This window comes from Nonomuraea sp. NPDC003201, assembly GCF_053590415.1.
Window position 1 is genome coordinate 1 of sequence record NZ_JBSFTC010000075.1, and the last position, 20,079, is coordinate 20,079.

Consider the following 20,079-nt stretch of genomic DNA (forward strand, 5'->3'; position numbering starts at 1 on the left):
CGATCTCGCCTGAGGGCCCTGCTGCGGGCACGGTGGCTCCGGCGGACGGCGGCGGCCGGGGCCGTGCTGGCCGCGCTGGCGCTGGTGCCGGTGGCCGACCTGGCCTCGGGCCCGATCTCCGAGCTCAGGTGCGAGGGCGGGCAACCGCTCGACACCCCGCTTCGGACGGGCAGGACGGCTTTCCTGTGCGGCGCCCGCATGAGCGGCCGCTTCCCGACAACGCCCGACCACGTGCTGCTCGCCTACGGACGCCGGCAGTGCGCCGCCTACCCGCGCTCGGCCGAGCACATGTCGTTCATGGCGCCCATCTGCCCGCCCGCCGCGGCCGACCTGCGGCGCGAGAACGTCATCGAGCGGGACGCGTACGCCCGCCGTGAGGCCGCCGGCCAGGCCGTCTGCGAGCGCGCCCGCCATCGGCCGCGGATCCGGCCCGTCCGCGTGGGCCGGGTCCGCGAGTTCTCCGAGATCGGCATGGAGGCGTACGAGGACCACGAGGGCACCTCCCAGGAGGACCCCGTCCTCCACGGGGACCTGGTGGGGAGCGTGCCGGGACAGCTGGCGATCTCCTTCACCCCCGAATACGAGGTGTGCGTGACCGCCGAGGCCTACCGGCGCCGCCCGCCGGTGGAGGTCAAGGGCTGGGACAAGGTGATCGAGGTGGGTTATCAGAGCCCCGGCGGGGACCTCATGCTCCGGGACCCGATGGACGCGCCCGAACTGCCCAACCTGGCCGTCGCGGGCAAGGGCCACTACCGCGTACGGGTCCACTACCGCGAACCCGGCACCTTCCAGCACCTGCTGATCATGGTCTATCCCGGACGCGGCGACCAGGTCACAGTCCTGTAAGGCGGATGACGCACAACCGGTGGTTGTCCATCGGGCGCGTCGGTTGTTTGTTTCCCGGGCGCTCCCGGGTGTTGGATCGCCTCCGGCAAAAGGGGGCGGAATGGCAGAAGACACCGGGCTGGGGCGGGATTTCGGGTGGTTGTGGCGGGCCTTCGCGGTCAGCAGCCTGGGGACGATGCTGGCGTTGGACGCGATTCCGCTGATCGCCATCCTCGCCCTCGACGTGAGCGCGACCCAGGTGTCCTGGATCGCGGCGGCCGGCGGGGCGGCCGGAGCCCTGCTCGCGGTCCCGCTGGGGCCCTGGGTCGAGTTCCGGCCCAAGCGGCCGCTGATGATCCGAGCCGACCTGCTGCGCTTCCTCGTCCTGCTGACGGTGCCCGTCGCCTACGGCCTGGGGGTGCTGGGCTACGTACAACTGCTGGTGGTGGCCGTGGCGGTCGCCGCGGCCGACATCGTCTTCGTCGGGGCCAGCGGCGCGCACCTGAAGGCCCTCGTCCCCGAGCGGCACCTGACGCGGGCCAACGGCCGGTTCGAGAGCGTCATGTGGATCTCGACGGCGATCGGCCCGCCGGCGGGCGGCGCGCTCGTCGGGATGCTGGGACCCGTCGTCACGACCGTCCTGAACGCCACCAGCTACCTGCTGTCCGCGCTGGGCCTGCGCGCGATCTCCGCGCCCGAGCCAGCGCCCCCCGTGCGCGGCGCCGGCGCGTCGCGCCTGGCCGAGGTCGTCGAGGGCTGGCGCGTCATCGCCACGGACCCCGTGCTGCGCCTGCTGTTCGCCAACAACGCGCTCGTCTCCGCGCTCATCATGGCGACCGCGCCGCTGCTGACGTACCTGATGCTGAACGACCTGCACTTCACACCCCTGGAGTACGGGCTCGGCTTCGGCATTCCCTGCCTGGGCGGCCTGGCGGGCTCCCGGTTGTCCGCGCCGCTGGTCCGGCGCTTCGGGCAGCGCCGGATCCTGCTCGGCTTCGGCGTGGCCAGGGCCCTGTGGCTCGTCGGACTCGCCTTCGTGGGGCCCGGCACGGGCGGGCTCCTCGTCGTGATCGCGGTCGAGCTGGCGATGATCTTCTGCATGGGCGTCTACAACCCGGTCTACGTCACCTACCGGTTGCGCAGCGCCCCGAACGACGCGCTGGCCCGCGTCCTCACCGCCTGGACCATCAGCGGGCGCGCGGTCACCGCCGCCGCCACGGCCCTGTGGGGCGGGCTGGCCTGGTTGACGAGCGCGCGCACGGCGATCGCGGTGGCCGGGATCCTGCTGATCGGCACCGCCGCCCTCCTGCCCTGGCGGGCGCGCGCGATGGCCGGTCACCGCTGAACACGGAGAGTATTCGCAAGCGCACAGGTACCCGTATATCCGCAGATCAGCCATCATGTTGGGAGGGGATGCACGGGTGAGCGTCACTCGTGGTGATACGGGGAGGCCGGAATGAGATGGTGAAACGGCTGTTTCCACGCTCGATCCGGGCGCGGCTGACCACGGTCGCGACACTGGCGGCGGCGGTCGTCTTCACCATCACGGCCGCCATCACGCTCGCCACCGCGCCCGCCAACCTGCGCGGGGCCGTGCAGACCAGGCTGGAGCTGGCCGTCCGCCGGGTGGCCGGCGAGCTGGAGTCGGGAGAGTTCCACACGGTGCTGCAGACGCCGTCGCGGGTCCAGCTCCTGCAGGTGGTCTCGGCCCGCGGCAACGTGATCGCGACCAGTCCCGGCGTGAGCAACATCCCGACCATGATGAGGTTCCGGGCGGACCAGCCCGAAAAGATCTACATGACCGAGCTCACGCTGTCCCCCCATCTCACCGAGCCCGAGGCCCACTACCTGGTCATGGCCTTGAAGGTGAGCTCGCCGATCGGCCCCACCACGGTGTACGGGGCGGCTTCGCTGACCGACGTGGACAAGGCCATCAAGTGGGTGGAAGTCCTGATGTTCCTCGGCATCCCGCTCATCCTGCTGAGCGTGGCCGGCATCGCGTGGGCCGTGGTCGGGGCCGCCCTGCGCCCGGTCGAACGCGTACGGGCCGAGATGGCCGAGATCACCGGCCAGGACCTCAGCAGGCGCGTGCCCGTACCCGACACCGGCGACGAGATCACCGACCTGGCCACCACCACCAATCACACCCTCGACCGCCTCGAACGCACGGTCGAGACCCAGCGCCGCTTCGTCGCCGACGCCTCCCACGAGCTCCGCAGCCCCATCTCGGCCCTGCGCGCCCAACTGGAGGTGGCCAGCGCCTACCCCGACGACACGGACTGGAGGGCCACCGGCGAGCAGGCGCTGGCCGCCGCCGACCGCCTCACCGGCATCATCGACGAGCTGCTGATGCTGGCCCGGCTGGACGCCGGCGCGGTCGGCGAGCGCCGCGTGGTGGACCTGGTCCGCGTGGCGGAGGAGCAGGTCAACCGCCGCGCGGGCGGCCGGGTGCCGATCGTCGCCGACCTGTGCGCCGCGGCGCCGGTCTACGGCTCGCCTCTGCAGCTCGACCGGCTGCTGACCAACCTGCTCGACAACGCCACCCGCCACGCCGCCACCCGGATCGACCTGGAGGTGGCCGTGGATGGCGACAAGGTGATCGTCACGGTGACCGACGACGGCGACGGCATCCCGCCGCAGGACCGGGAGCGGGTCTTCGAACGCTTCACCCGCCTGGCCCCCGCCAGGGCCAAGGACAAGGGCGGCAGCGGCCTCGGCCTGGCCCTGTGCCGCGACATCGCCGCGGCCCACGACGGCACCCTCAGCCTCGCCGACCACTCACCCGGCGCCCGCTTCGTGGCCGTCTTCCCGGTGCCCGAGCGCTCCTGACGCCGCTGTTCGGAACTTTTCGGAACACGGCGCATTCCTTGTCCGGCCCGAACACCCGGGTCAAGGTGAAGGTCATCCAGGTTCCCGTACCTCCAGCCATCCGTGCAGAGCACAGGGAAGGAATCACCCCGATGACCGCGACGATCGCAAGACTCGCCGACAACCTGCTCCAGCGCCTGGTCCCGCGCGCCGAGGCCGCGGCGGCCTGCCCCGGGTGCGGCTCCGACTGCCAGACCCGCTGCTGCACCACGGGGGCGCGCGTCATGTACATCACGTGCTGCCCGAGGATCGGCAGCACCGGCTGCAACTGCTACTCACGCGGCGACTGCTGACCGACGAGGGCGACGGCCGTCACCCGTGCCCTGGGCACGCGGTGATCGTCGTCGCCGCCGAGGCACTGGTGGCCGTACCGTACGCGACCGGCTCCCTGCCCGCGCCCGCGCCGGCCGTCACGGCCGGGACCGCCGCGGTCGCGGCGCTGATCGTCTCCCGTCTCGACGAGCTCGTGGAGCTCTTCTCGCCCACCCGCAACGAAGGGGAACAGCATGACCGTGCTCGTCGTCGCCGTGGTCCTGGTGGCAGCGCTCTGCCTGCTGGATCTGCTGCTGACGTTCGGGGTGATCAGACGGCTCAAACAGCACACCGTTCACCTCGAGGACCTGCTGCAGCGCCGGTACCTCGGCCAGGACATCCTGCCGGTCGGCTCGCGGATCGGTGAGTTCGAGGCGGTGACGGCCGACGGGCGGATCGTGTCGGGTAGCACGCTGACCGGCAACACCGTGGTGGCGTTCTTCTCGACGGAGTGCGGGCCGTGCAAGGAGGCGCTGCCGGGCTTCGTGGAGGCGGCGCGGGACACGCCGGGGCAGGTCCTCGCCGTCGTCTCCGGTGACGCGGAGCGCGCGACCGAGATGGTCGAGCGGCTGGCGCCCGTCTCGCTGGTGGTCGTGGAGGAGATGGGCGGGCCGGTCAGCCGGGCGTTCGAGGCCAACGCCTTCCCCGGGTACTGCGTCGTGGACGCCGAGGGGTACGTGATCGCGACCGGGCCCGACATCATGCGGTCGCCGGTCGTGGCGATCGGGTGAGGTCGACCGCCGGACAGGCCCTGGCGCTGGTGTGGCGGGCCGCCTCCGGCACCCTCCTCGCCTACCTGGCGAGCGTGCTGCTCGCCTCGGCCGTGCCCGTGGTCATGGCGTGGCTGACCAAGCTGATCCTGGACGGCCTCGTCACGGGCGGCGTACTCCTGCCGCCGGCGGCGGGCCTGGCCGCAGTCGGGCTGGCGGGGGCGCTCGCCCTGCAGGCGGGGCAGTATCTGCGGGCCGAGCTGGACCGGCGGGCCGGGCTGAGCGCGCGGGCCGGGCTGTTCGCGGCGGTCGAGCGCTGGCGGGGGCTGGCCAGGTTCGAGGACCCGGCCATGCTCGACCGGCTGCGGCTGGCCGAGCAGAGCGCCGCCGCGCCGGGCCGCGTGGTGGACGCGCTGTTCGGCCTCGGGCGCGGGGCGGTGACGCTGGCCGGGTTCGTCGGCTCGCTCCTGGTGATCAGTCCCGCGTTCACCGCCGTCGTGATCGGCTCGGCGCTGCCCGCGCTCGTCGCGGAGCTGCGCCTGGCGCGGGGGAGGGCTCGGGTGCAGTGGGAGATCGGCCCGGCCGAACGCCGCGAGCTGTTCTACGGCCACCTGCTCGGCAGCGTGGACGCCGCCAAGGAGATCCGCCTGTTCGGCCTGGGTGGCTTCCTGCGCGGCCGGATGATCGCCGAGCGACGCTCGGTGGACGCCGCCAAACGCGGCCTGGACCGGCGGGAGCTGGCCGTGCAGAGCGCGCTCGCGGCGCTGTCCACGCTCACCGCCGGAGCCGGGCTGATCTGGGCCGTGGGGAGCGGGATGTCGGTCGGTGACGTGTCGATGTTCATCGCCGCGGTGGCCGGGATCCAGGGCGCGATCGAGGGGCTGGTCGGCTCCACCGGCCAGGCCCACCATCAGCTGCTGATGTTCGGGCACCACGCCGCCGTGCTGCGCGCCGAGCCCGACCTGCCCTCGCCTTCACCGGCGGCGGGCGGGCCGCCGCCACTGCGGCGCGGCGTCGAGCTGCGTGACGTGTGGTTCCGCTACAGCGAGGAACATCCCTGGGTGCTGCGCGGGGTCAGCCTGTTCATCCCGTACGGCCGGTCCGTCGCGCTGGTCGGCCGGAACGGCGCGGGCAAGAGCACGCTGGTCAAGCTGCTGTGCCGGTTCTACGACCCGCAGCGGGGCGCGATCCTGTGGGACGGCGTCGAGCTGCGCGACCTCCCCGTCGAGGAGTTGCGCGCCCGGATCGGCGCGGTCTTCCAGGACTTCATGGCGTACGACTTCAGCGCCGCCGACAACATCGCCGTGGGCGACCTGGCGGTGCTGGGCCGGGCGGCCCCGGTCGAGGAGGCGGCGCGGCGGGCCGGGGTCCACGACGTCCTGGCCCGGCTGCCCCGCGGCTACGACACGCCCCTGACCCGCATGTTCTTCGGCGAGAGTGAGGACGGCGAGCAGGAGACGGGCGTGCTCCTGTCGGGCGGGCAGTGGCAGCGGGTGGCCCTGGCCCGCGCCTTCCTGCGCGGTGACCGGGACCTGATGATCCTGGACGAGCCGAGCGCAGGCCTGGACGCCGAGGCCGAGTACGAGGTGCACAGCCGGCTGCGGGAGATCAGGGCGGGCCGGACCAGCGTGCTCGTCTCGCACCGGCTCGGCTCGATCCGCGACGCGGACCTGATCGCGGTCCTGGTCGAGGGGCGGGTGGGGGAGCTGGGGCGGCACGACGAGCTGCTCGCCCGTGGAGGTCTGTACGCGAGCTTGTGGGCGAAGCAGGCCTCGGGATACATCGACGCGGAGGAGCAGCGCATCCCATGATCTTCATTGTCGTCGCGGCACTCGTGGCCGTGCTCTGGGTGCTCAGGAAGCGGTACCTGGTGGTGACGGTGCGGGGGTACAGCATGCGGCCCTCCTACCTGCCCGGGGAGAAGGTGCTGGTACGGCGGACCGCCGCGGCGAAGGTCCGGCGCGGCCAGACCGTCGTGTTCGAGACGCCGGGCCGTACGGGGGAGGGAGCGGTGGCGCAGGCCGCGCCGCCGCCTCCCGGCTCCTTTGTCGTGGACGTGGGGCTGCTGATCAAGCGGGCCGTGGCCACGGGCGGCGATCGCGTGGACTTTCCCGTTCCCGGGGCGGGGCCGGTCGTGCCGGAGGGGCATCTGGCCGTGCGGGGCGACAACGTTGACGAATCCTTCGACTCACGAGATTTCGGATATGTCCCACCGGAGCGGGTGGTGGGCGTCGTGGTGCGCCGCCTCGGAGCACGTTAGCCACGCGGGTCGCCTTTGCGCAGGTCACTGCCTGCGCGGGTCGCTTTTGCGCAGGTCACTGCCCGCGCGGGTCGCCGCCTGCGCGGGCCAGGTCGGCCAGCTCGGCGATGACCTGGCGGGCCGCGGCCTCGGTGCTCGGGTCGGGGGTCCGGCTCGCCGCCGCCACGATGAGCCGGTAGCCCAGGACGGCCAGCTCCTCACCCAGCGGCCAGACCGGGTCGTCGGGCCGTGAGGCGGCCGGGGCGCGTACGGACCGGGCGGCGACGCGGCGGTGCGCGTCGAGCCAGGCCGCCGTCTCCTCCGCGCGGCAGCCGCAGGCCCTGGTGAAGGCCACGACCAGCTCCCGGCGGGGCAGCCGGTTACGGCCGAACGCCGAGGCCAGCGTGCTGTACGGCAGGAAGTCCCCGGCAGCCGCCGCGCGGGCTTCGAGCTGCCGGTACGTCAGCCCCGCCCACGCCTTGAGGCTGCGCAGCCCCGCGACGAACTCGGCGGGCGTGCGTAATCCGATGGACGGGACGGCGGCGGCATGGTCGGTCACGGGTGAAAGAGTCGATCAAGGAATGTTGAGCCCGCGTTGAGCATGCGTCGAGCGCCCTCAGTCCGGCCGGTAGTCGCGCATGTAGCGGGAGACCTTCTCGGTGTAGTCGCGCCACCGTTCGGGGATGCCGCCCGCCCGCTTCAGCGGGTCGACGCCGCTGCGGTAGAGGGCGGCGAGCTTCAGCGCCGGGTCGCCGGGCAGGTCGGAGACCCTGGGGCCCAGCGTGCACAGGAACCGTCCCATCGACAGGATCGACAGCTCCGGGCTGAACGGCGGCGCGGGCTTCGGGCTCTGCAGGCCGCCCGGCTGCCAGTACCACAGCACCGACGGGGTCCACCTGGAGATGCCGTACTCGTCCTTCACCGGATCGGACAGGCCGGGGTCGTAGCCGGACTCCGCCTTGAGCATCGCGGCGATCAGGGCCGGGCTGAGCCCGGGCTCCTGGCAGTGCGTGCCCGCCTGCACGATCAGCTCGCGGTACTGGCCGGGGATGTCGGAGTCGTCCCGTAGCCATCGGCTGGTCGAGCCGCTCGCGGGCGGGGTGCTCGCGGCCGCGCGGGTGCCGCCGGGCTGGTCCGGGCTCTGAGCGAGGTTGACGGCCACGACGGTGACGGCCGCCGCGGCCACGACGGCCGCCGCACTCCCGGCGATCGCCCTGCGCCGTCCCTTTTCGGGTGGCCGCATATGCGCTTCCCCACCCGGCGAACGCCCCCGTGCTTCTCCGCCCGACGGCCGCACCTGCGGTTCTCCGCCCGACAGCCGCACCTGCGGTTTCCAGCCCGACGGCGGTACGGCGGTGGACGACGACAGGGCCGCGGCGTAGGCGGCGGCGTCGGGCCAGCGGGCCTCCCTGCCGGGATCCAGGGCGCGCATCACGGCGGCGTCGACCGCCTCCGGCACCTCGGGACGCAGCGCGCTCGGCGGCACCCGCTGCTCCGGCTTGGCGGGCACCCTGCCGGTGAGCATGTGGTAGGTCAGCGCGCCCAGGCCGTGGACGTCGGCGCGCGCGTCCGGCGCGCCGTCGAAGTAGAGCTGCTCGGGGGCCTGGTAGCCGGGCGAACCCGCGGGCAGGGTCAGGCCGCTCAGGTGGTCGGTGGACCGCGCGATGCCGAGGTCGGCCACCATCACCCGCTCACCGCCCTCGGGACGCGAGCAGAACAGCACGTTCGACGGCTTCAGGTCGCGGTGGACCACCCCGATGCTGTGCAGCACGGCCACGCCCTGGCAGATGTCGCGCATCAGGCCGAGCGCCTCGTCGACGGTGAGCGCCCCGCCGGACAGGCGGTCCTCCAGCGTGCCGCGGTCGGCGTAGGTCATCACGAAGTACGGGCGGCCGTCGTCGAGCTCGCCCACGTCGAAGACCTGTACGAGCAGGTGGGAGTCGGCCCTGCGCAGCAGCCGCGCCTCCTGGAGGAAACGCCCGCGCACGTCGGGCCGGCGGGCCCAGTTGTCGGCGAGGATCTTGACCGCCACCGGCGAGCGCAACTCGTCGTCATGGGCCAGATAGACGGAGGCGAACCCCCCGACACCGATGAGCTGCTCGATCCGGTAGCGACCTGCTTGGGACGGAGCCGTCATTCAGCTCATCATCGCCGATCATCGTGGATCCGTCCACGCGCCCTGGCAGCTACCAGGTTACGGAAACGGCCCTGTGCCCCGCAGGATCGACGCGGATACCGACATCGGGAGGAAAAGCATGATGAGTATCCGACGGGCCGCGCTCGCCGCGGCCTTCGGGTTGGCGATCGCGGGGGTCGCCGGCCCGGTTGCGGGGACCGCCACGGCCGCCGCGGGCGACGCCAGCCCGTGCGGGAAGCCGTTCCGGCACGGTAATGACACGGTCCAGAACTGCCCCGACTGGTCGCCGAGCGGGAGCATCCCGGTCTACGAGTCGCCGGCCAAGGGCAAGATCGTCGGCTACATCGATCCGGCGGGGGACGACTGGTACCTGTGCGAGAAGGCCGGGGCGAGCTACACGCTGGGCTCGTACCGGAACTACTGGTGGGCGGCCACCATGGCCGACAACGACAGATGGGGGTACGTCAGCGAGGTCTACTTCCGCGGGGGCGGCAACGACGAGTCCGACGGCGGCCTGCGGGAGTGCAGGCGCCCGGGTGGCAAGACGTTGCCCGTATGACCTGGACACCTTCACCGGCACGCGAGTAGGGTCCCGCAGATGCACAGCACCATCTTGATCCAGATGGCGGCGGCGCCGACCGAGGACCGGCCATACTCGCTGGAGCTCGCGCCCGGGGAGCAGGCGCTCTTCGGGCGCGGGGCTCCCGGCTCTCCCGTGGACCTCCGGCTGGACGACGCCGCGATCTCCCGGCGCGCCGGCGAGATCGTCGCCGTGGGGGACTACTGGCTGCTGTCCAACCTCAGCACGTCGAAGACGTACGTCGTGGAGAACCCGGAAGGGGGCCGGGAGTTCGTCAAGGTGCCGCCGGGGCGGATGGGGGCGCCGATCCCGTTCGAGTTCTCCAGGGTGAGCCTGCCCGCGGTAGACGGCACGGTCTCGTTCCTGGTGTTCGCGCCGCAGCACGTACATGTGCCGCCGCACCGCGCCGACGAGGGCGCGGCCACGCAGGTCGCCTACCCGCTCGACCAGAACGCCAAGTACTTCCGCATCCTGGTGGCGCTGTGCGAGCCGCGCCTGCGCGACCCCTCGACGTCGCGCATACCGACGATCCCCGAGATTGCCGAGAGGCTCCCCGACCTGGAGCTGAGCCGTACCGCCATCGGCTTCCACATCGGCTACCTGGCCGAGAAGAAGCTGCACGTCAAAAGCCCCCAGGGCGGTGAGGGCAAGGCCGACTGGCAGCGTCACGCGCTGGTGTCGCTGGCGCTGAGGTTCGACCTCGTGACCAGCGAGCACCTGGCCCTGCTGCCGGTGCCCGGCCGCTGAGCGTCAGCCCGGCCGGAACGCCCTGACGGCCAGGACGGACGGTACGGGCCGCTCCTGCGGCTCGTACACGCGCCCGACGGCCAGCCCGGCGTCGACGAAGGCGTTCATCAGGTCGGACAGTGGAACGTGGCTCATCCCGACCCGGTCCCGGACCCCGCCCTTGCGCCACCACGGCGAGCGCTTGTGCCACCCCTTGATCCGGTACGTGGGATGGATGATCACCGCGCCGTCCTCGCGGGACTCGATGTGGGGGCCGTTGAAGCACGGGTGCACCCCGTAGAACAGCAGTTGGCCGCCCGGGCGCAGAACCCTGGCCGCCTCCCGCAGCAGCCCGGCGAAGTCGGGGATGTCGGTCGAGACCCAGATCGCGGTGACCGTCCCGAACGTGCCCGTGGCGAACGGCAGGGCCATGGCGTCGCCCTGGAGGAGGGGCGCGGGATCCCGGCGGCGGGCCAGGCGCAGCTGGTCGGCGGAGCGGTCGAGGCCGATGACGGTCCGGCCGGTGGAGCGGATGGCGTCGAGATAGAGGCCGGTGCCGCAGCCGACGTCCAGGCACGGCCCCTCACCGGGGCCGAGGAGGTCGACGATGTCCTGCGTGGTGACGTGGGCGCTGGAGCCGATGTACTCGTCGTACCAGTCGGCCTGGCCGTCATAACGCGCGGTCATGATCTATGCATACCTGCCGTGGCGGGGCATCGGAGGCGTCCTTGCAAGGGCGGTCAAGGAAAATTACTCACCAAAGCTATACAAATCGGACTTAAGGCCATAATCTCGACATGCCCCAGCCCGGGGAGCTGGCTGGGGCACCAAAACCTCATGGCGCGTCGGGAAGCACGGCGGGCCGCCGTCAGCTATCGCAACACCCTGCCTTGAGGTGCTCGTGCCGCCTGATTCCCGGCCGGCACGGCGTGTCCTCACCGACCACGCTTCATGGCGTCGCACCCCTCGTGAACCGCGGTCAGAACGTGGCGATCGGGTTGACCGGACTGCCGGACGTACCGGCGAAGCGGACCGGCGCGACTGCGAGGTGGAAGTCCCACTGGCCGAGCTCGGCAGCCGTCGCCGCGCACGCCTCCAGGTCGCAGTTGTCGAGCATCCACAGACCCATGGCGACGAGGCTCACGGCGTGAACCGGCATCAACACGTCTTCGTACCCCGACGGCTGAACGTCCTGGGGGGTGTCGGCGCCGATCAGCGCGACCTCCCGTTCATGCAGCCACGGCAGGCAGGACGCGTGCCACCCGGCCTGCGTGAAACCGCTGACCGCACCGGTCTCGTGCCGGACGCGGCCATAGCCGGTCCGCAGGAGTACCGCGTCGCCGGATCGCACCCGCACACCCTGGCGACGCTCGGCCTCCTCGAGATCGTCGGGAAACACACCCTGCCCCGGTTCCAACCACGGCACATCCCGCACGCTCGCAACGTCCAGCAGGACACCACGCGTGATGATCCCGTTCGCCGCCGCCGTGACGGACGCCCACGCCGATCCGGTTGCGGCGTCGACCAGCGAGTGCGACCGCCCGTTGTACATCGTGCCGTCCCAGAAGATGTGGCACGGCGAGTCGATGTGGGTGAGGGTGTTGCCGTGGAACGTGACGCCGAGCCGCTCGGACGAAAAGCCCCAGCGCCGGTCGTTGTGGAATGCGGGCACCGGCATGTTCTCGGCACCCGGCATGTCGGCGGCGCACGGGCACGTCGTCGTCGACCGCTCCATGTCTTCCGGTACGGCGACCTCCCATGCGCACGACACGCTTCTGCCGTGGCGCACGGCCCGCGCCGCCGCCAGCCGGACGTCGTCGGTGATGTGGTTCAGAGTGCCGAGCTCGTCGTCGTCGCCCCACCGTCCCCAGTTCGACAGCGTGTCGAAGTACCCGAGCACGTCGTCCTGCGTGGGCATCGGTCGCCCTGCCGTCATCCCAGCATCGACTCCTCCGGTCACGTGGTTCGAGGCACCGCAGGCAGGGTATCCCGCCCTCTCTTTTGATATGACCTCTTTGATATGACCTCGCCGGAGCCGGAGAGTCGGTGTGACCTCGATTCGCGTCTGAGGGCGACCCCGGCCTCCGAAAGAACCCAGCAGAAAAAGATCATCCAGGCCATCGCCGTGACCTTCTCCGCCATGGTGCTCGGCGTCGCCTCCTCGCGAGTCCGGGCTTCGGATGAAGGGTTACCCTTGCCGGAGTGGCTGACAGTCGCTGTGAAGACGGCCAGAAGCCCCCACCAGCCCCGCCCATCTCGGCTGAAGATCGGCGCTCAGCGGATAGAGCTGGATGAACCCTGACACCTCACCGCTCCGCCGCCAGGTGCTGGGGGGACATGGCGGCGATGTCGTCACCGAACGCGACGACCAGCCGGCCGCCCGATGCGACGGCGACATGCGACACCGCGCCGGGCAGGTCCGCCCGTCGCAGCCGGCGCCCACTGTCCAGGTCCCACGTCCGGACGGTCCGATCCGCGCCGCCGGTCACCAGGGCGGGGCGGCCGTCCAGTTCGGTCACGGCCACGGCCAGGACCGGTGCCGTGTGCCCGATCAGGGGGTCTCTGACCAGTTTTCCGCTGCTCAGGTCCCACACCCGGACTGTCTGATCCGCGCCGGCGGTCACCGCGACCGGGACGCCGTCCAGGTCACTGATCGCGACGGCGTTCACGGCTCCGCTGTGACCTGTCTCCGGCTGACAGACCGGGCGGCCGCTGGACAGCCACCACACCCGGATCTCGGGTGTGTCGGATCCGTGTCCGGCGGTGACCGCCACGGCGCGGCCTCGAAGCGAGCCGACGGCTGCGGCGGTGACATGGGTGTACCCGCCGCCGCGCCCGGCGACGGCCGTACACATGGAGCCGCTGTCCAGGTACCACACGCGCGCCTGGTTGTGCCTTCCGCCGGTCACCACCACGGGGCGGTCGGTCAGCCGGCCGGTGGCGAGCGCGGTGATCCGGCCGTTGTGGTCCTGCCGGTAGTCCGAGGTGGTGAACGTGATGTCCAGCTCCTGGCCCTCAGGCAACCGCAGCAGCCGCGGCACGAATCGCTGATTGCAGGTGATCACCGCTACGGGGTCCCCGTGGAAGTCGGCCAGGGCGAGCTGTGCCCGTCCTTCTCCGGTGGGGATGGCGGGGGTCACCGCAGTGCCGTCGGCCAGGTCGGTGACGCACACGTACCCCTCGCCCCATCTGGGGTCGTCGGCGGGGCCGTCGTGGTGAGCCGTGACGATGACCTCGCGGCCGTCGACCTCGCAGACCGTCAGGGCGGTGACGTCGCCCGGCAGGCCGCGCGGCGCTCCGGCGGCCGGTACGGCGCACGCGGCGGTCAGGTCCCACGCCTGCACCACGGACGAGAGCATGCCGCTGGTGACGGCGATCGGACGACCGCCGGCCTCGGCCACGCGGATCGCATCAGGTTTTCCGCGCCCTGGAGGCAGGGGAGCGCACAGCGGCTCGCCTGTGGCGAGGTCCAGCACTCGTACGTGCCCGTCGCGGTCGAGGGCGACCACGATCGATCGGCCGTCGAGTTCGGCGGCGGCGAGCGAACCGCTGCCACGCGCCGGCACGTCCGCGGGCAGCAGTTCGCGGACGAGAGTGCCCTCGCGCAGATCCCGCACTTCGACCGGGCCGTCGTAGCCGCCCGTGACCACGACGGGGCGGCCGTCGAGAGACAGGGCGAGCAGGCTTTCCGGCCGGCCGGAAGTCTCTGTCGGCGCCGTGACCTCCGTCCCGTCGAGGGGATCCCACACACGTACGAAGCCGTCGTAGTCACCGGTGACCGCGACCGCGCGGCCGTCCAGGGTCGTCGTGGCGATCGAGACCACCCTCGTGTCGCCGTGCGCCTCGAACGGCGTGCCCAGAGGGCGCTGCGCGAGCAGGTCCCAGACTTTCACCGCCGATCCGCCGGAGATCGCCACCGGACGGCCCGCCACCATGGTGACGGCCAGCGGATCGCTTACGTGACCTTCGGTGACGAACGGCGAACCGACGCGCTCCCCGGAGCCGACGTCCATCACCCACACGCTCGCCCGTACGAGGTCGTCGACGACGCTGTACCCGCTGACGACCAGCGATCGACGGCCGTCGAGCACCACGCTCTCCAGGGCTTCGACTCCTCCGTCGTCGAACACGGGCCTGCCGACGCAACTGCCCGACGCCAGGTCCCAGGTCCAGCCGTCACGGCCGAAGGCCGCGACCGTCACCACGGCTTGGCCCGGCGGCCCGCCGGCCGCCATCGCCCAGACTGCGGCCGGCCCGAGTCTTTCGTGGTCCGGCAGATCGGCCGACCACAGCAGCGCGCCCTTCAGCGACGAGCCCGTCGCCCACTCCACCCGGTACGGAGCGGCCGCGCCGTGCTCGTCCGGCGCCTCGGCGAGCCGCCGCCCCAGATCATCGGCTTGCCACCGGGCGGCGTCCACGGTCAGGACCTGACGGCGCGCGGCGGGAGGCAGGTCACGATGCCGGTCGGCGGACGTACGGTAGACCGCGGCGGCCAGCCGCGCCTCGACGCCGTCCGCTCGCGACGCGAGCGCCATCACCTCGTCGGGGTCGGCGTGGATCAGGAAACGCGGATCGCCCAGCATCTCGTCGGCCGACGCCTGGCCCGTGGCATGTGTCCGGCCGGGGCCGAGTAAGTCATGATCGCCAGTAGACACGACGAGCAGGCTAACACCGGCCCGCGCCGGTGGTGCCTGGACGCGGCAACCACACCTCGTCCACGACCTCGACGATCGACTCGCCCCGGCACCGCGCGCAGCCGGATCACGATCCCTTGCCCTCGCCGGTGGCGCGCTTACACCGTCAAGACCCCCTGCGCCTGTGCTGTGCGAGCCGGTCAGCGCGCTTTACGCGCCAGAAAAGATCGTCCCGCTTTGACCTGCAAGGAGGTCGTGTCCTCATCAAGGCCACCGACGGGGGGTGCTCGCGTGTTGTGCCCGCTACCTCCCCGACGACCCCCATTCCTCAGAACTGCCCCGCAGACGCCTGCGACAAGGGCACCCGAGCCCTGAACGTCCCCCTGCCAAGGGGGCGCCCCGCCGAGCGCCTGCTGGAGGCCTTCCTCGGGCCCGCTTCCTGGACACCACCGCCCCGTACTCCCGCGCCGGTACCGCCGGACAGGCCGCCGTCGCCGACCGCATCTTCGGGCAGAGACAGCGCCTCGGGCCGAACCGTCAATTCCTGCGCGGTTCCTCCTCGACCCCCGAGCCAGGTCGCAGGCGATATGTCAACGTCCCCGGCAGGTGCGGAGCATGTTGAGCAGAGCCTTCTTCTCCTTTCTTGTCACGAAGAGCCGGTAGTGGTGCTTCACGGTGATCCATGAGGTCGCGTAGCGGCACCAATAGGCGCGGCGCGCCGGACGCCAGCTCTGCGGCCCCTGGCCACCCTTGGCGATGTTGGCGGAGTGGCTGACGACGACCAGTTCTGGTCGGGTGAGGTCGTTGGCGAAAGCGCGCCTGCGTGCCTCGCTCCACCTGCTGGCGCCGGAACGCCAGGCATACGACAGTGGCACGACGTGATCGACGTCCACATGCTTCTCGCTCTTCAGCCACTTGCCGTCGTACGGGCTGTACCAGAGGCCCTTGACGGGGTAGCACGTGGCGTTCCTGCGCACGCGTCGCCCGTCGCGGGCCAGCACGGTCTCCCGGGTGTCGCACTTACCCCTGTGGTGCGCCCATCGGGGCAGGAAACGCCGGTGCGCATAGCCGCGGAGCGATAACGCCCTGGCGACCTTCAACTGGGACAACATACGGCGGGCGAGCGCGGCGCCGGCTTCGGCCTGCGGCCGCTTGCGGGTGTCGGCCGCCGCCGGCGGGATGGCGATGATCGGGAGCACCAAGAGGGCAGCGAGCACGGTCACGTGGATTGTCCGCCTCAAAAGGATCATGGTTCCATCCATACCCGCTAACTCCCCGTTGCGGGCGGCGCTACTCAGTGCGTCACGTTCATGTGGCGCGGCGGCACACTGTGGCCTGCGAGGCTGATCAGTACGGTCCGGTGAGACGGCTCCAGGACACCTGCGCAGCCCATCCCCGCTGAGCGTGCGACTTTCCGGCTGCCGCCCGCCACCGTGCCCAGCACCCCCACGCCGCCCCGAGCGCTCCAGCCAAGGAGGTGCCGGTAGCGCATCAGCCTGGCACGGCGGCTCGTCGAGATCACCAAAGTTCGTGTCCGTATCGGGCACTTCTGCGTTGACGGGCACAAGATGGGCAGCCGGGTTCGGGGCGGCCCAGGTGGGGTTCACGGGGGTGTGCCCTCGGTGAGGGCGACGCCGACGCTCCAGCTCGCCCCGCCGAGGACCGGGCTGCGCTGTGCGCTCATCCAGTCAGTCGTAGCCGCGGCACAAAGAACCGTACGGCCCTGGAGCCGGCCAGCCGGGACACCGCGTCCCGGCGTGCCGCCAGGGCGCTCACAGGAAGGCGCTGACCTGGGTGGCGAACTCCTCCGGATCGACGATCCGCACGCCCAGGCTCTCGGCCTTGGCCCGCTTGGACCCGGCCTTCTCGCCGGCCACCAGCAGCGACGTCTTGGCCGAGACGCTGGAGGACGCCTTGCCGCCCGCGCGTTCGATCAGCTCGTTCATCTGGTTGCGGCTCAGCGCCTCCAGCGCTCCGCTCATCGCGCCGGTCACCACGACGGACATCCCAGCCAGCGGCAGCTCGAACGCGCCGTCGGCCTCCGCGTCACCAGGCTCGGCGGGTGGTGTCCAGCCCGGCTCCGTCATGGCGACGCCGGCCTTGACCAGCTTGTCGATCAGCGGGGCCAGCTCGATCAGCTCGGCCACCACGACCGGGGCCTTCTCCGGGCCGATGCCGTCCACCTGCTGGATCGCCTCGGCGTCGGCGGCGCGGATGGCCTGCATGCTGCCGAAGTGCCTGGCGATGCGGCGGCTCATGGAGCGGCCGGTGCCGCGCACGCCGAGCGCGCAGAACACCCGGCTGAGCGGCTGGCCTTTGGCCCGATCGAAGGCGGCCAGCAGGTTGTCGGTGCTGGTCTCGCCCATGCGTTCCAGGCCGAGCAACTGATCGCGGGTCAGGAAGAACAGGTCCGCGAAATCGGCGATGAGGCCCGCGTCCAGCATCTGCTTGATGCGGTTCTCGGCCAGGCCCTCGATGTCGAGCTGGTCGCGGCCCACGGCGTAGACGATGGAGGCGATTGCGCGGCACTGGCGCCCGCGCACGCACCTCCACCGCTCCTGGGAGCTGTCGATGGCGTCGCCACAGGACGGGCAGGCCGCCGGGATCTCGATCGGCTGCTCCTCACCCGTGCGCAGATGCACGACCGGCGCTTCGACCCTCGGGATGACGTCGCCCGCCTTGTAGACGGTCACGCTGTCACCGAGCATGAGGCCACGCCGGGCGATGTCGGCGGGATTGTGCAGGGTGGCGTAGGTGACGATGCTGCCGTCGAGCTCGACCGGCTCCAGCACGGCGCGTGGGGCGATGATGCCGGTGCGGCCGGTGTTCCACTCCACGGCGAGCAGTTTGGTGATCTTCTCCGTGGCGGGCAGCTTGTAGGCGATGGCCCAGCGGGGCGCCCGCGAGCTGAATCCGGCCTCGGCCTGGTCGGCGGCCAGGTCGCACTTGATCACGATGCCGTCGATGCCGAACGGCAGCTCGGCGCGGACCGCCGCGATCTCCCCCACCCGCTCCTGCACGCGCTCAACGCTGTCGGCCACGATCCCGGCGACCGGCGTGGCGGCGGTGGTCTGAACACCCTGCGCGGCCACCCAGTCCATGATCTGGCTGTGCGGCAGCTCGCGCAGCCGTACGGCCAGCTCGGAGTGGTCGTCGGGCGGCGGCAGCACGCCGTAGCCGAAGAAGGTCAGCTCGCACACGTACGGCCTGTCCTGGGCACGCAGCGTGCCCGCCGCCGCGCTGCGCGGGTTGGCGAACGTGGTGCCGTCGTGGGCTTGCCGCTTGGCGCAGGCCTCCTCGAACTGGGAGGCGGTCATCATGACCTCGCCGCGCAGCTCCACCGTGACCGGCTCGGCCAGCCGGTCGGGCAGCCCGACGATGGTGCCGATGGCGTGTGAGACATCTTCGCCCGCGCTGCCGTCGCCCCGCGTGACCAACTGGGCCAGGCGGCCATGCCGGTAGCGGGCCGAGATCGCCAGCCCGTCAAGCTTGGGCTCCACGCTCCACGCCGTCACCGGACGGCCCAGCCGGCGCTCCAGCGAGGCCGCCCAGTCGGCCAGCTGCTCGGCGCCGAACACGTTGTCCAGGCTCAGCATCGGCACCGTGTGCGGCACGTCGCCCACCACGGCCCCGCCGGCCACCTTGCCGGTCGGCGACGACGGCAGCACCGCCTCGGGATGGGCCTCTTCGTACGCCTGGATGCCCCGCACCAGCCGGTCGTAGGCGTCGTCGTCAAGCGTGGAGGTGCCGTCGGCGTAGTAGGCGGCGGCGGAGTCAACGGCGAGCTGAACGGCCTCGGCGTAGGCCGTGTCATCGGCGAGGACGGTGAAGGGCGGCGTCTCGGTCATGGCACTACGATGCCGGTAGCCACCGACAATTCCGAGACCCAGACCCCTTCCAAACCGGCGATCGGACTGCGGCGCCTCGGACGCTGCCCCGGCACGGATCGGCGCTCATGACGGCGCAGCGGCCGCCAGGCTACCCCGCCCCTACACCGAGCCCGAAAAAGTCTCCTCATGCACCATGAAGTGGTTTGCGATGGTGACACGGCGCGAGCGAAGTGGGTGCGTTCCGAGACCCCGGAGATGCCATCAGGCTGACGACATCCGATTGGAACAACCGACCGCGATGCAGCCGGGCCCCGGCGGCAGGTGGCGAGGACGCTTACCGTCTCGCGGGATCCACCACCCCGGCGACGTCGGAGATGCCGCTGGTCCCGTTGCCGGGATCGGCGAGGTGGGTGCGAGAGTCCAGAGCGGCGTGACGATTGTCGCTCATCACCCAGAGCCGGCTGGGCGGGACCTGAACCTCGAACCGCAGATGCGAGGCCGGAGGAGCGGCAAGGTAGGGCTCGTCCAGCGCCTTGCCGTTCACCTGGAGCCGCCCCTGGGGACCGCAGCAGTTCACCGTGCTCCCCGGTACGCCGATGACCCGTGATACGTGTAGCTCACCTGGCGTGGCATTGGCCCAGTTCTTGGGGGTTCGATAAACGATGACGTCGCCGAGGTGGGGAGCGTAGTTTCCATCGGTGCTGCGTGGCGACAGGTTCGCGCCCGCCTTGATCGTCGGTTCCATCGACTCACCCGACATGGTGATGGTGAACGTGCCGACACCTCCGCAACCAGCAGTGGAAGCCAGTAGGAGCAAGAAAGATAAAGCGGTTGTACGTACGCGAATCACCAGCGCATTATCCCGAACGGTGAGCCCGGCGAGGGCTATGCCACGCTCGCCGAACCGCATGGTGACTGGCTCACTGACGCGAAAACCCACAGCAACCTGGCCGTGGCCAAGCTCAACGCCCGTGACCGCGCCCAATTTGCGGTTTTCGCATTCAACGCCTGATATCCGGGGCACGGCTCTGCAGATCCGCGCGGCGCGACAGCGATCAAGGGAGCGAACAGGTCGGCTGCGACGGCGGCCTCGTGATGCTCGGCCGCAGGTACCGGGGCGCAGGGTGACGGCGGCGATCAAGCCGGTCACGAATTCAACGGCTGGGCGGGCTGCTCGTGACCGTGCAGGAGCCTGCCACCGACAGTATCGACCAGCGT

18 protein-coding genes are annotated in these 20,079 nt (G+C 71.3%); 9 read left to right on the forward strand and 9 right to left on the reverse strand.

Annotated elements, in window-relative coordinates; all coding sequences use genetic code 11:
• From ACWDX9_RS25405 to ACWDX9_RS25420, 4 genes are all read left to right on the forward strand, one after another.
• On the forward strand, window positions 1-846 hold an 846-nt coding region (locus ACWDX9_RS25405; protein ID WP_449957908.1), incomplete at its 5' end, for a hypothetical protein.
• A gap of 100 nt (window positions 847-946) precedes the next feature.
• Window positions 947-2,170 carry an MFS transporter gene (locus ACWDX9_RS25410; protein WP_449957910.1) on the forward strand — a complete coding sequence of 408 codons (1,224 nt, stop codon included), beginning with the start codon at window positions 947-949 and terminating at the stop codon, window positions 2,168-2,170.
• 116 nt (window positions 2,171-2,286) lie between these two features.
• Entirely contained in the window at window positions 2,287-3,654 is a 1,368-nt protein-coding gene (locus ACWDX9_RS25415) for a sensor histidine kinase (RefSeq protein ID WP_449957912.1), read from the forward strand.
• Window positions 3,655-3,785: 131 nt separating this feature from the next.
• Window positions 3,786-3,986, forward strand: a complete 201-nt coding sequence (locus ACWDX9_RS25420; protein WP_350739375.1) for a hypothetical protein — start codon at window positions 3,786-3,788, stop codon at window positions 3,984-3,986.
• On the opposite strand, the gene ACWDX9_RS25425 is transcribed toward ACWDX9_RS25420, so the two are convergent.
• The gene (locus ACWDX9_RS25425) at window positions 3,965-4,201 is read right to left on the reverse strand and encodes a hypothetical protein (protein ID WP_449957914.1); all 237 of its coding nucleotides are present in this window, start codon (window positions 4,199-4,201) and stop codon (window positions 3,965-3,967) included. The two genes, ACWDX9_RS25420 and ACWDX9_RS25425, sit on opposite strands and share 22 nt — an antisense overlap.
• Here ACWDX9_RS25425 and ACWDX9_RS25430 point away from each other — a divergent pair.
• Genes ACWDX9_RS25430 through ACWDX9_RS25440 form a run of 3 tightly spaced genes read left to right on the forward strand, consistent with a single transcriptional unit; the run spans window position 4,200 to window position 6,975 of the window.
• Window positions 4,200-4,736 (forward strand): TlpA family protein disulfide reductase, encoded by a 537-nt coding sequence (locus tag ACWDX9_RS25430; protein WP_449957916.1) that lies wholly within the window; start codon window positions 4,200-4,202, stop codon window positions 4,734-4,736. The two genes, ACWDX9_RS25425 and ACWDX9_RS25430, sit on opposite strands and share 2 nt — an antisense overlap.
• Window positions 4,733-6,526, forward strand: a complete 1,794-nt coding sequence (locus ACWDX9_RS25435; RefSeq protein ID WP_449957918.1) for an ABC transporter ATP-binding protein — start codon at window positions 4,733-4,735, stop codon at window positions 6,524-6,526. Before ACWDX9_RS25430 ends, ACWDX9_RS25435 begins: the two co-directional genes overlap by 4 nt.
• Window positions 6,523-6,975 (forward strand): S26 family signal peptidase, encoded by a 453-nt coding sequence (locus ACWDX9_RS25440; protein WP_449957920.1) that lies wholly within the window; start codon window positions 6,523-6,525, stop codon window positions 6,973-6,975. The genes ACWDX9_RS25435 and ACWDX9_RS25440 overlap by 4 nt, the downstream gene beginning before the upstream one ends.
• 55 nt (window positions 6,976-7,030) lie before the next feature.
• On the opposite strand, the gene ACWDX9_RS25445 is transcribed toward ACWDX9_RS25440, so the two are convergent.
• Window positions 7,031-7,513, reverse strand: a complete 483-nt coding sequence (locus ACWDX9_RS25445) for a hypothetical protein (RefSeq protein WP_449957922.1) — start codon at window positions 7,511-7,513, stop codon at window positions 7,031-7,033.
• A 57-nt stretch (window positions 7,514-7,570) separates the two neighbouring features.
• Window positions 7,571-9,091, reverse strand: coding sequence for a serine/threonine-protein kinase (locus ACWDX9_RS25450; RefSeq protein ID WP_449957924.1), 1,521 nt, complete (start codon window positions 9,089-9,091; stop codon window positions 7,571-7,573).
• A gap of 118 nt (window positions 9,092-9,209) precedes the next feature.
• Here ACWDX9_RS25450 and ACWDX9_RS25455 point away from each other — a divergent pair, with 118 nt between their 5' ends.
• Both ACWDX9_RS25455 and ACWDX9_RS25460 read left to right on the forward strand, forming a co-directional pair.
• Complete coding sequence (locus ACWDX9_RS25455; RefSeq protein WP_449957925.1) at window positions 9,210-9,650, forward strand: hypothetical protein; 441 nt, start codon at window positions 9,210-9,212, stop codon at window positions 9,648-9,650.
• Between the two features lie 39 nt (window positions 9,651-9,689).
• On the forward strand, window positions 9,690-10,418 hold the full coding sequence (locus ACWDX9_RS25460) for a winged helix-turn-helix domain-containing protein (RefSeq protein WP_449957927.1): 729 nt from the start codon (window positions 9,690-9,692) through the stop codon (window positions 10,416-10,418).
• A 3-nt stretch (window positions 10,419-10,421) separates the two neighbouring features.
• On the opposite strand, the gene ACWDX9_RS25465 is transcribed toward ACWDX9_RS25460, so the two are convergent.
• The 6 genes from ACWDX9_RS25465 to lepB form a co-directional block, all read right to left on the reverse strand.
• The gene (locus ACWDX9_RS25465) at window positions 10,422-11,084 is read right to left on the reverse strand and encodes a class I SAM-dependent methyltransferase (RefSeq protein ID WP_449957929.1); all 663 of its coding nucleotides are present in this window, start codon (window positions 11,082-11,084) and stop codon (window positions 10,422-10,424) included.
• A gap of 292 nt (window positions 11,085-11,376) precedes the next feature.
• Window positions 11,377-12,333, reverse strand: a complete 957-nt coding sequence (locus tag ACWDX9_RS25470) for a cyclase family protein (protein WP_449957931.1) — start codon at window positions 12,331-12,333, stop codon at window positions 11,377-11,379.
• Window positions 12,334-12,703: 370 nt separating this feature from the next.
• Window positions 12,704-15,052: a WD40 repeat domain-containing protein gene (locus ACWDX9_RS25475; protein ID WP_449957932.1), complete on the reverse strand. Its 2,349-nt coding sequence runs from the start codon at window positions 15,050-15,052 to the stop codon at window positions 12,704-12,706.
• 569 nt (window positions 15,053-15,621) lie between these two features.
• The gene (locus ACWDX9_RS25480) at window positions 15,622-16,281 is read right to left on the reverse strand and encodes an HNH endonuclease family protein (RefSeq protein ID WP_449957934.1); all 660 of its coding nucleotides are present in this window, start codon (window positions 16,279-16,281) and stop codon (window positions 15,622-15,624) included.
• 522 nt (window positions 16,282-16,803) lie between these two features.
• Window positions 16,804-18,879 carry an NAD-dependent DNA ligase LigA gene (gene ligA, locus ACWDX9_RS25485; protein ID WP_449957936.1) on the reverse strand — a complete coding sequence of 692 codons (2,076 nt, stop codon included), beginning with the start codon at window positions 18,877-18,879 and terminating at the stop codon, window positions 16,804-16,806.
• A 316-nt stretch (window positions 18,880-19,195) separates the two neighbouring features.
• Window positions 19,196-19,846, reverse strand: a complete 651-nt coding sequence (gene lepB / locus ACWDX9_RS25490) for a signal peptidase I (RefSeq protein WP_449957938.1) — start codon at window positions 19,844-19,846, stop codon at window positions 19,196-19,198.
• Window positions 19,847-20,079: the final 233 nt, after the last annotated feature.

What these genes read in the sequence shown, in the direction of transcription:
- ACWDX9_RS25410 (WP_449957910.1), top strand. Translation starts at nt 947, where the DNA reads ATGGCAGAAGACACCGGGCTGGGGCGGGATTTCGGGTGGTTGTGGCGG.
- ACWDX9_RS25415 (WP_449957912.1), top strand. Translation starts at nt 2,287, where the DNA reads ATGGTGAAACGGCTGTTTCCACGCTCGATCCGGGCGCGGCTGACCACG.
- ACWDX9_RS25420 (WP_350739375.1), top strand. Translation starts at nt 3,786, where the DNA reads ATGACCGCGACGATCGCAAGACTCGCCGACAACCTGCTCCAGCGCCTG.
- ACWDX9_RS25430 (WP_449957916.1), top strand. Translation starts at nt 4,200, where the DNA reads ATGACCGTGCTCGTCGTCGCCGTGGTCCTGGTGGCAGCGCTCTGCCTG.
- ACWDX9_RS25425 (WP_449957914.1), bottom strand. Translation starts at nt 4,201, where the DNA reads ATGCTGTTCCCCTTCGTTGCGGGTGGGCGAGAAGAGCTCCACGAGCTC.
- ACWDX9_RS25440 (WP_449957920.1), top strand. Translation starts at nt 6,523, where the DNA reads ATGATCTTCATTGTCGTCGCGGCACTCGTGGCCGTGCTCTGGGTGCTC.
- ACWDX9_RS25450 (WP_449957924.1), bottom strand. Translation starts at nt 9,091, where the DNA reads ATGACGGCTCCGTCCCAAGCAGGTCGCTACCGGATCGAGCAGCTCATC.
- ACWDX9_RS25455 (WP_449957925.1), top strand. Translation starts at nt 9,210, where the DNA reads ATGATGAGTATCCGACGGGCCGCGCTCGCCGCGGCCTTCGGGTTGGCG.
- ACWDX9_RS25460 (WP_449957927.1), top strand. Translation starts at nt 9,690, where the DNA reads ATGCACAGCACCATCTTGATCCAGATGGCGGCGGCGCCGACCGAGGAC.
- ACWDX9_RS25465 (WP_449957929.1), bottom strand. Translation starts at nt 11,084, where the DNA reads ATGACCGCGCGTTATGACGGCCAGGCCGACTGGTACGACGAGTACATC.
- ACWDX9_RS25470 (WP_449957931.1), bottom strand. Translation starts at nt 12,333, where the DNA reads ATGACGGCAGGGCGACCGATGCCCACGCAGGACGACGTGCTCGGGTAC.
- ACWDX9_RS25480 (WP_449957934.1), bottom strand. Translation starts at nt 16,281, where the DNA reads ATGATCCTTTTGAGGCGGACAATCCACGTGACCGTGCTCGCTGCCCTC.
- ligA (WP_449957936.1), bottom strand. Translation starts at nt 18,879, where the DNA reads ATGACCGAGACGCCGCCCTTCACCGTCCTCGCCGATGACACGGCCTAC.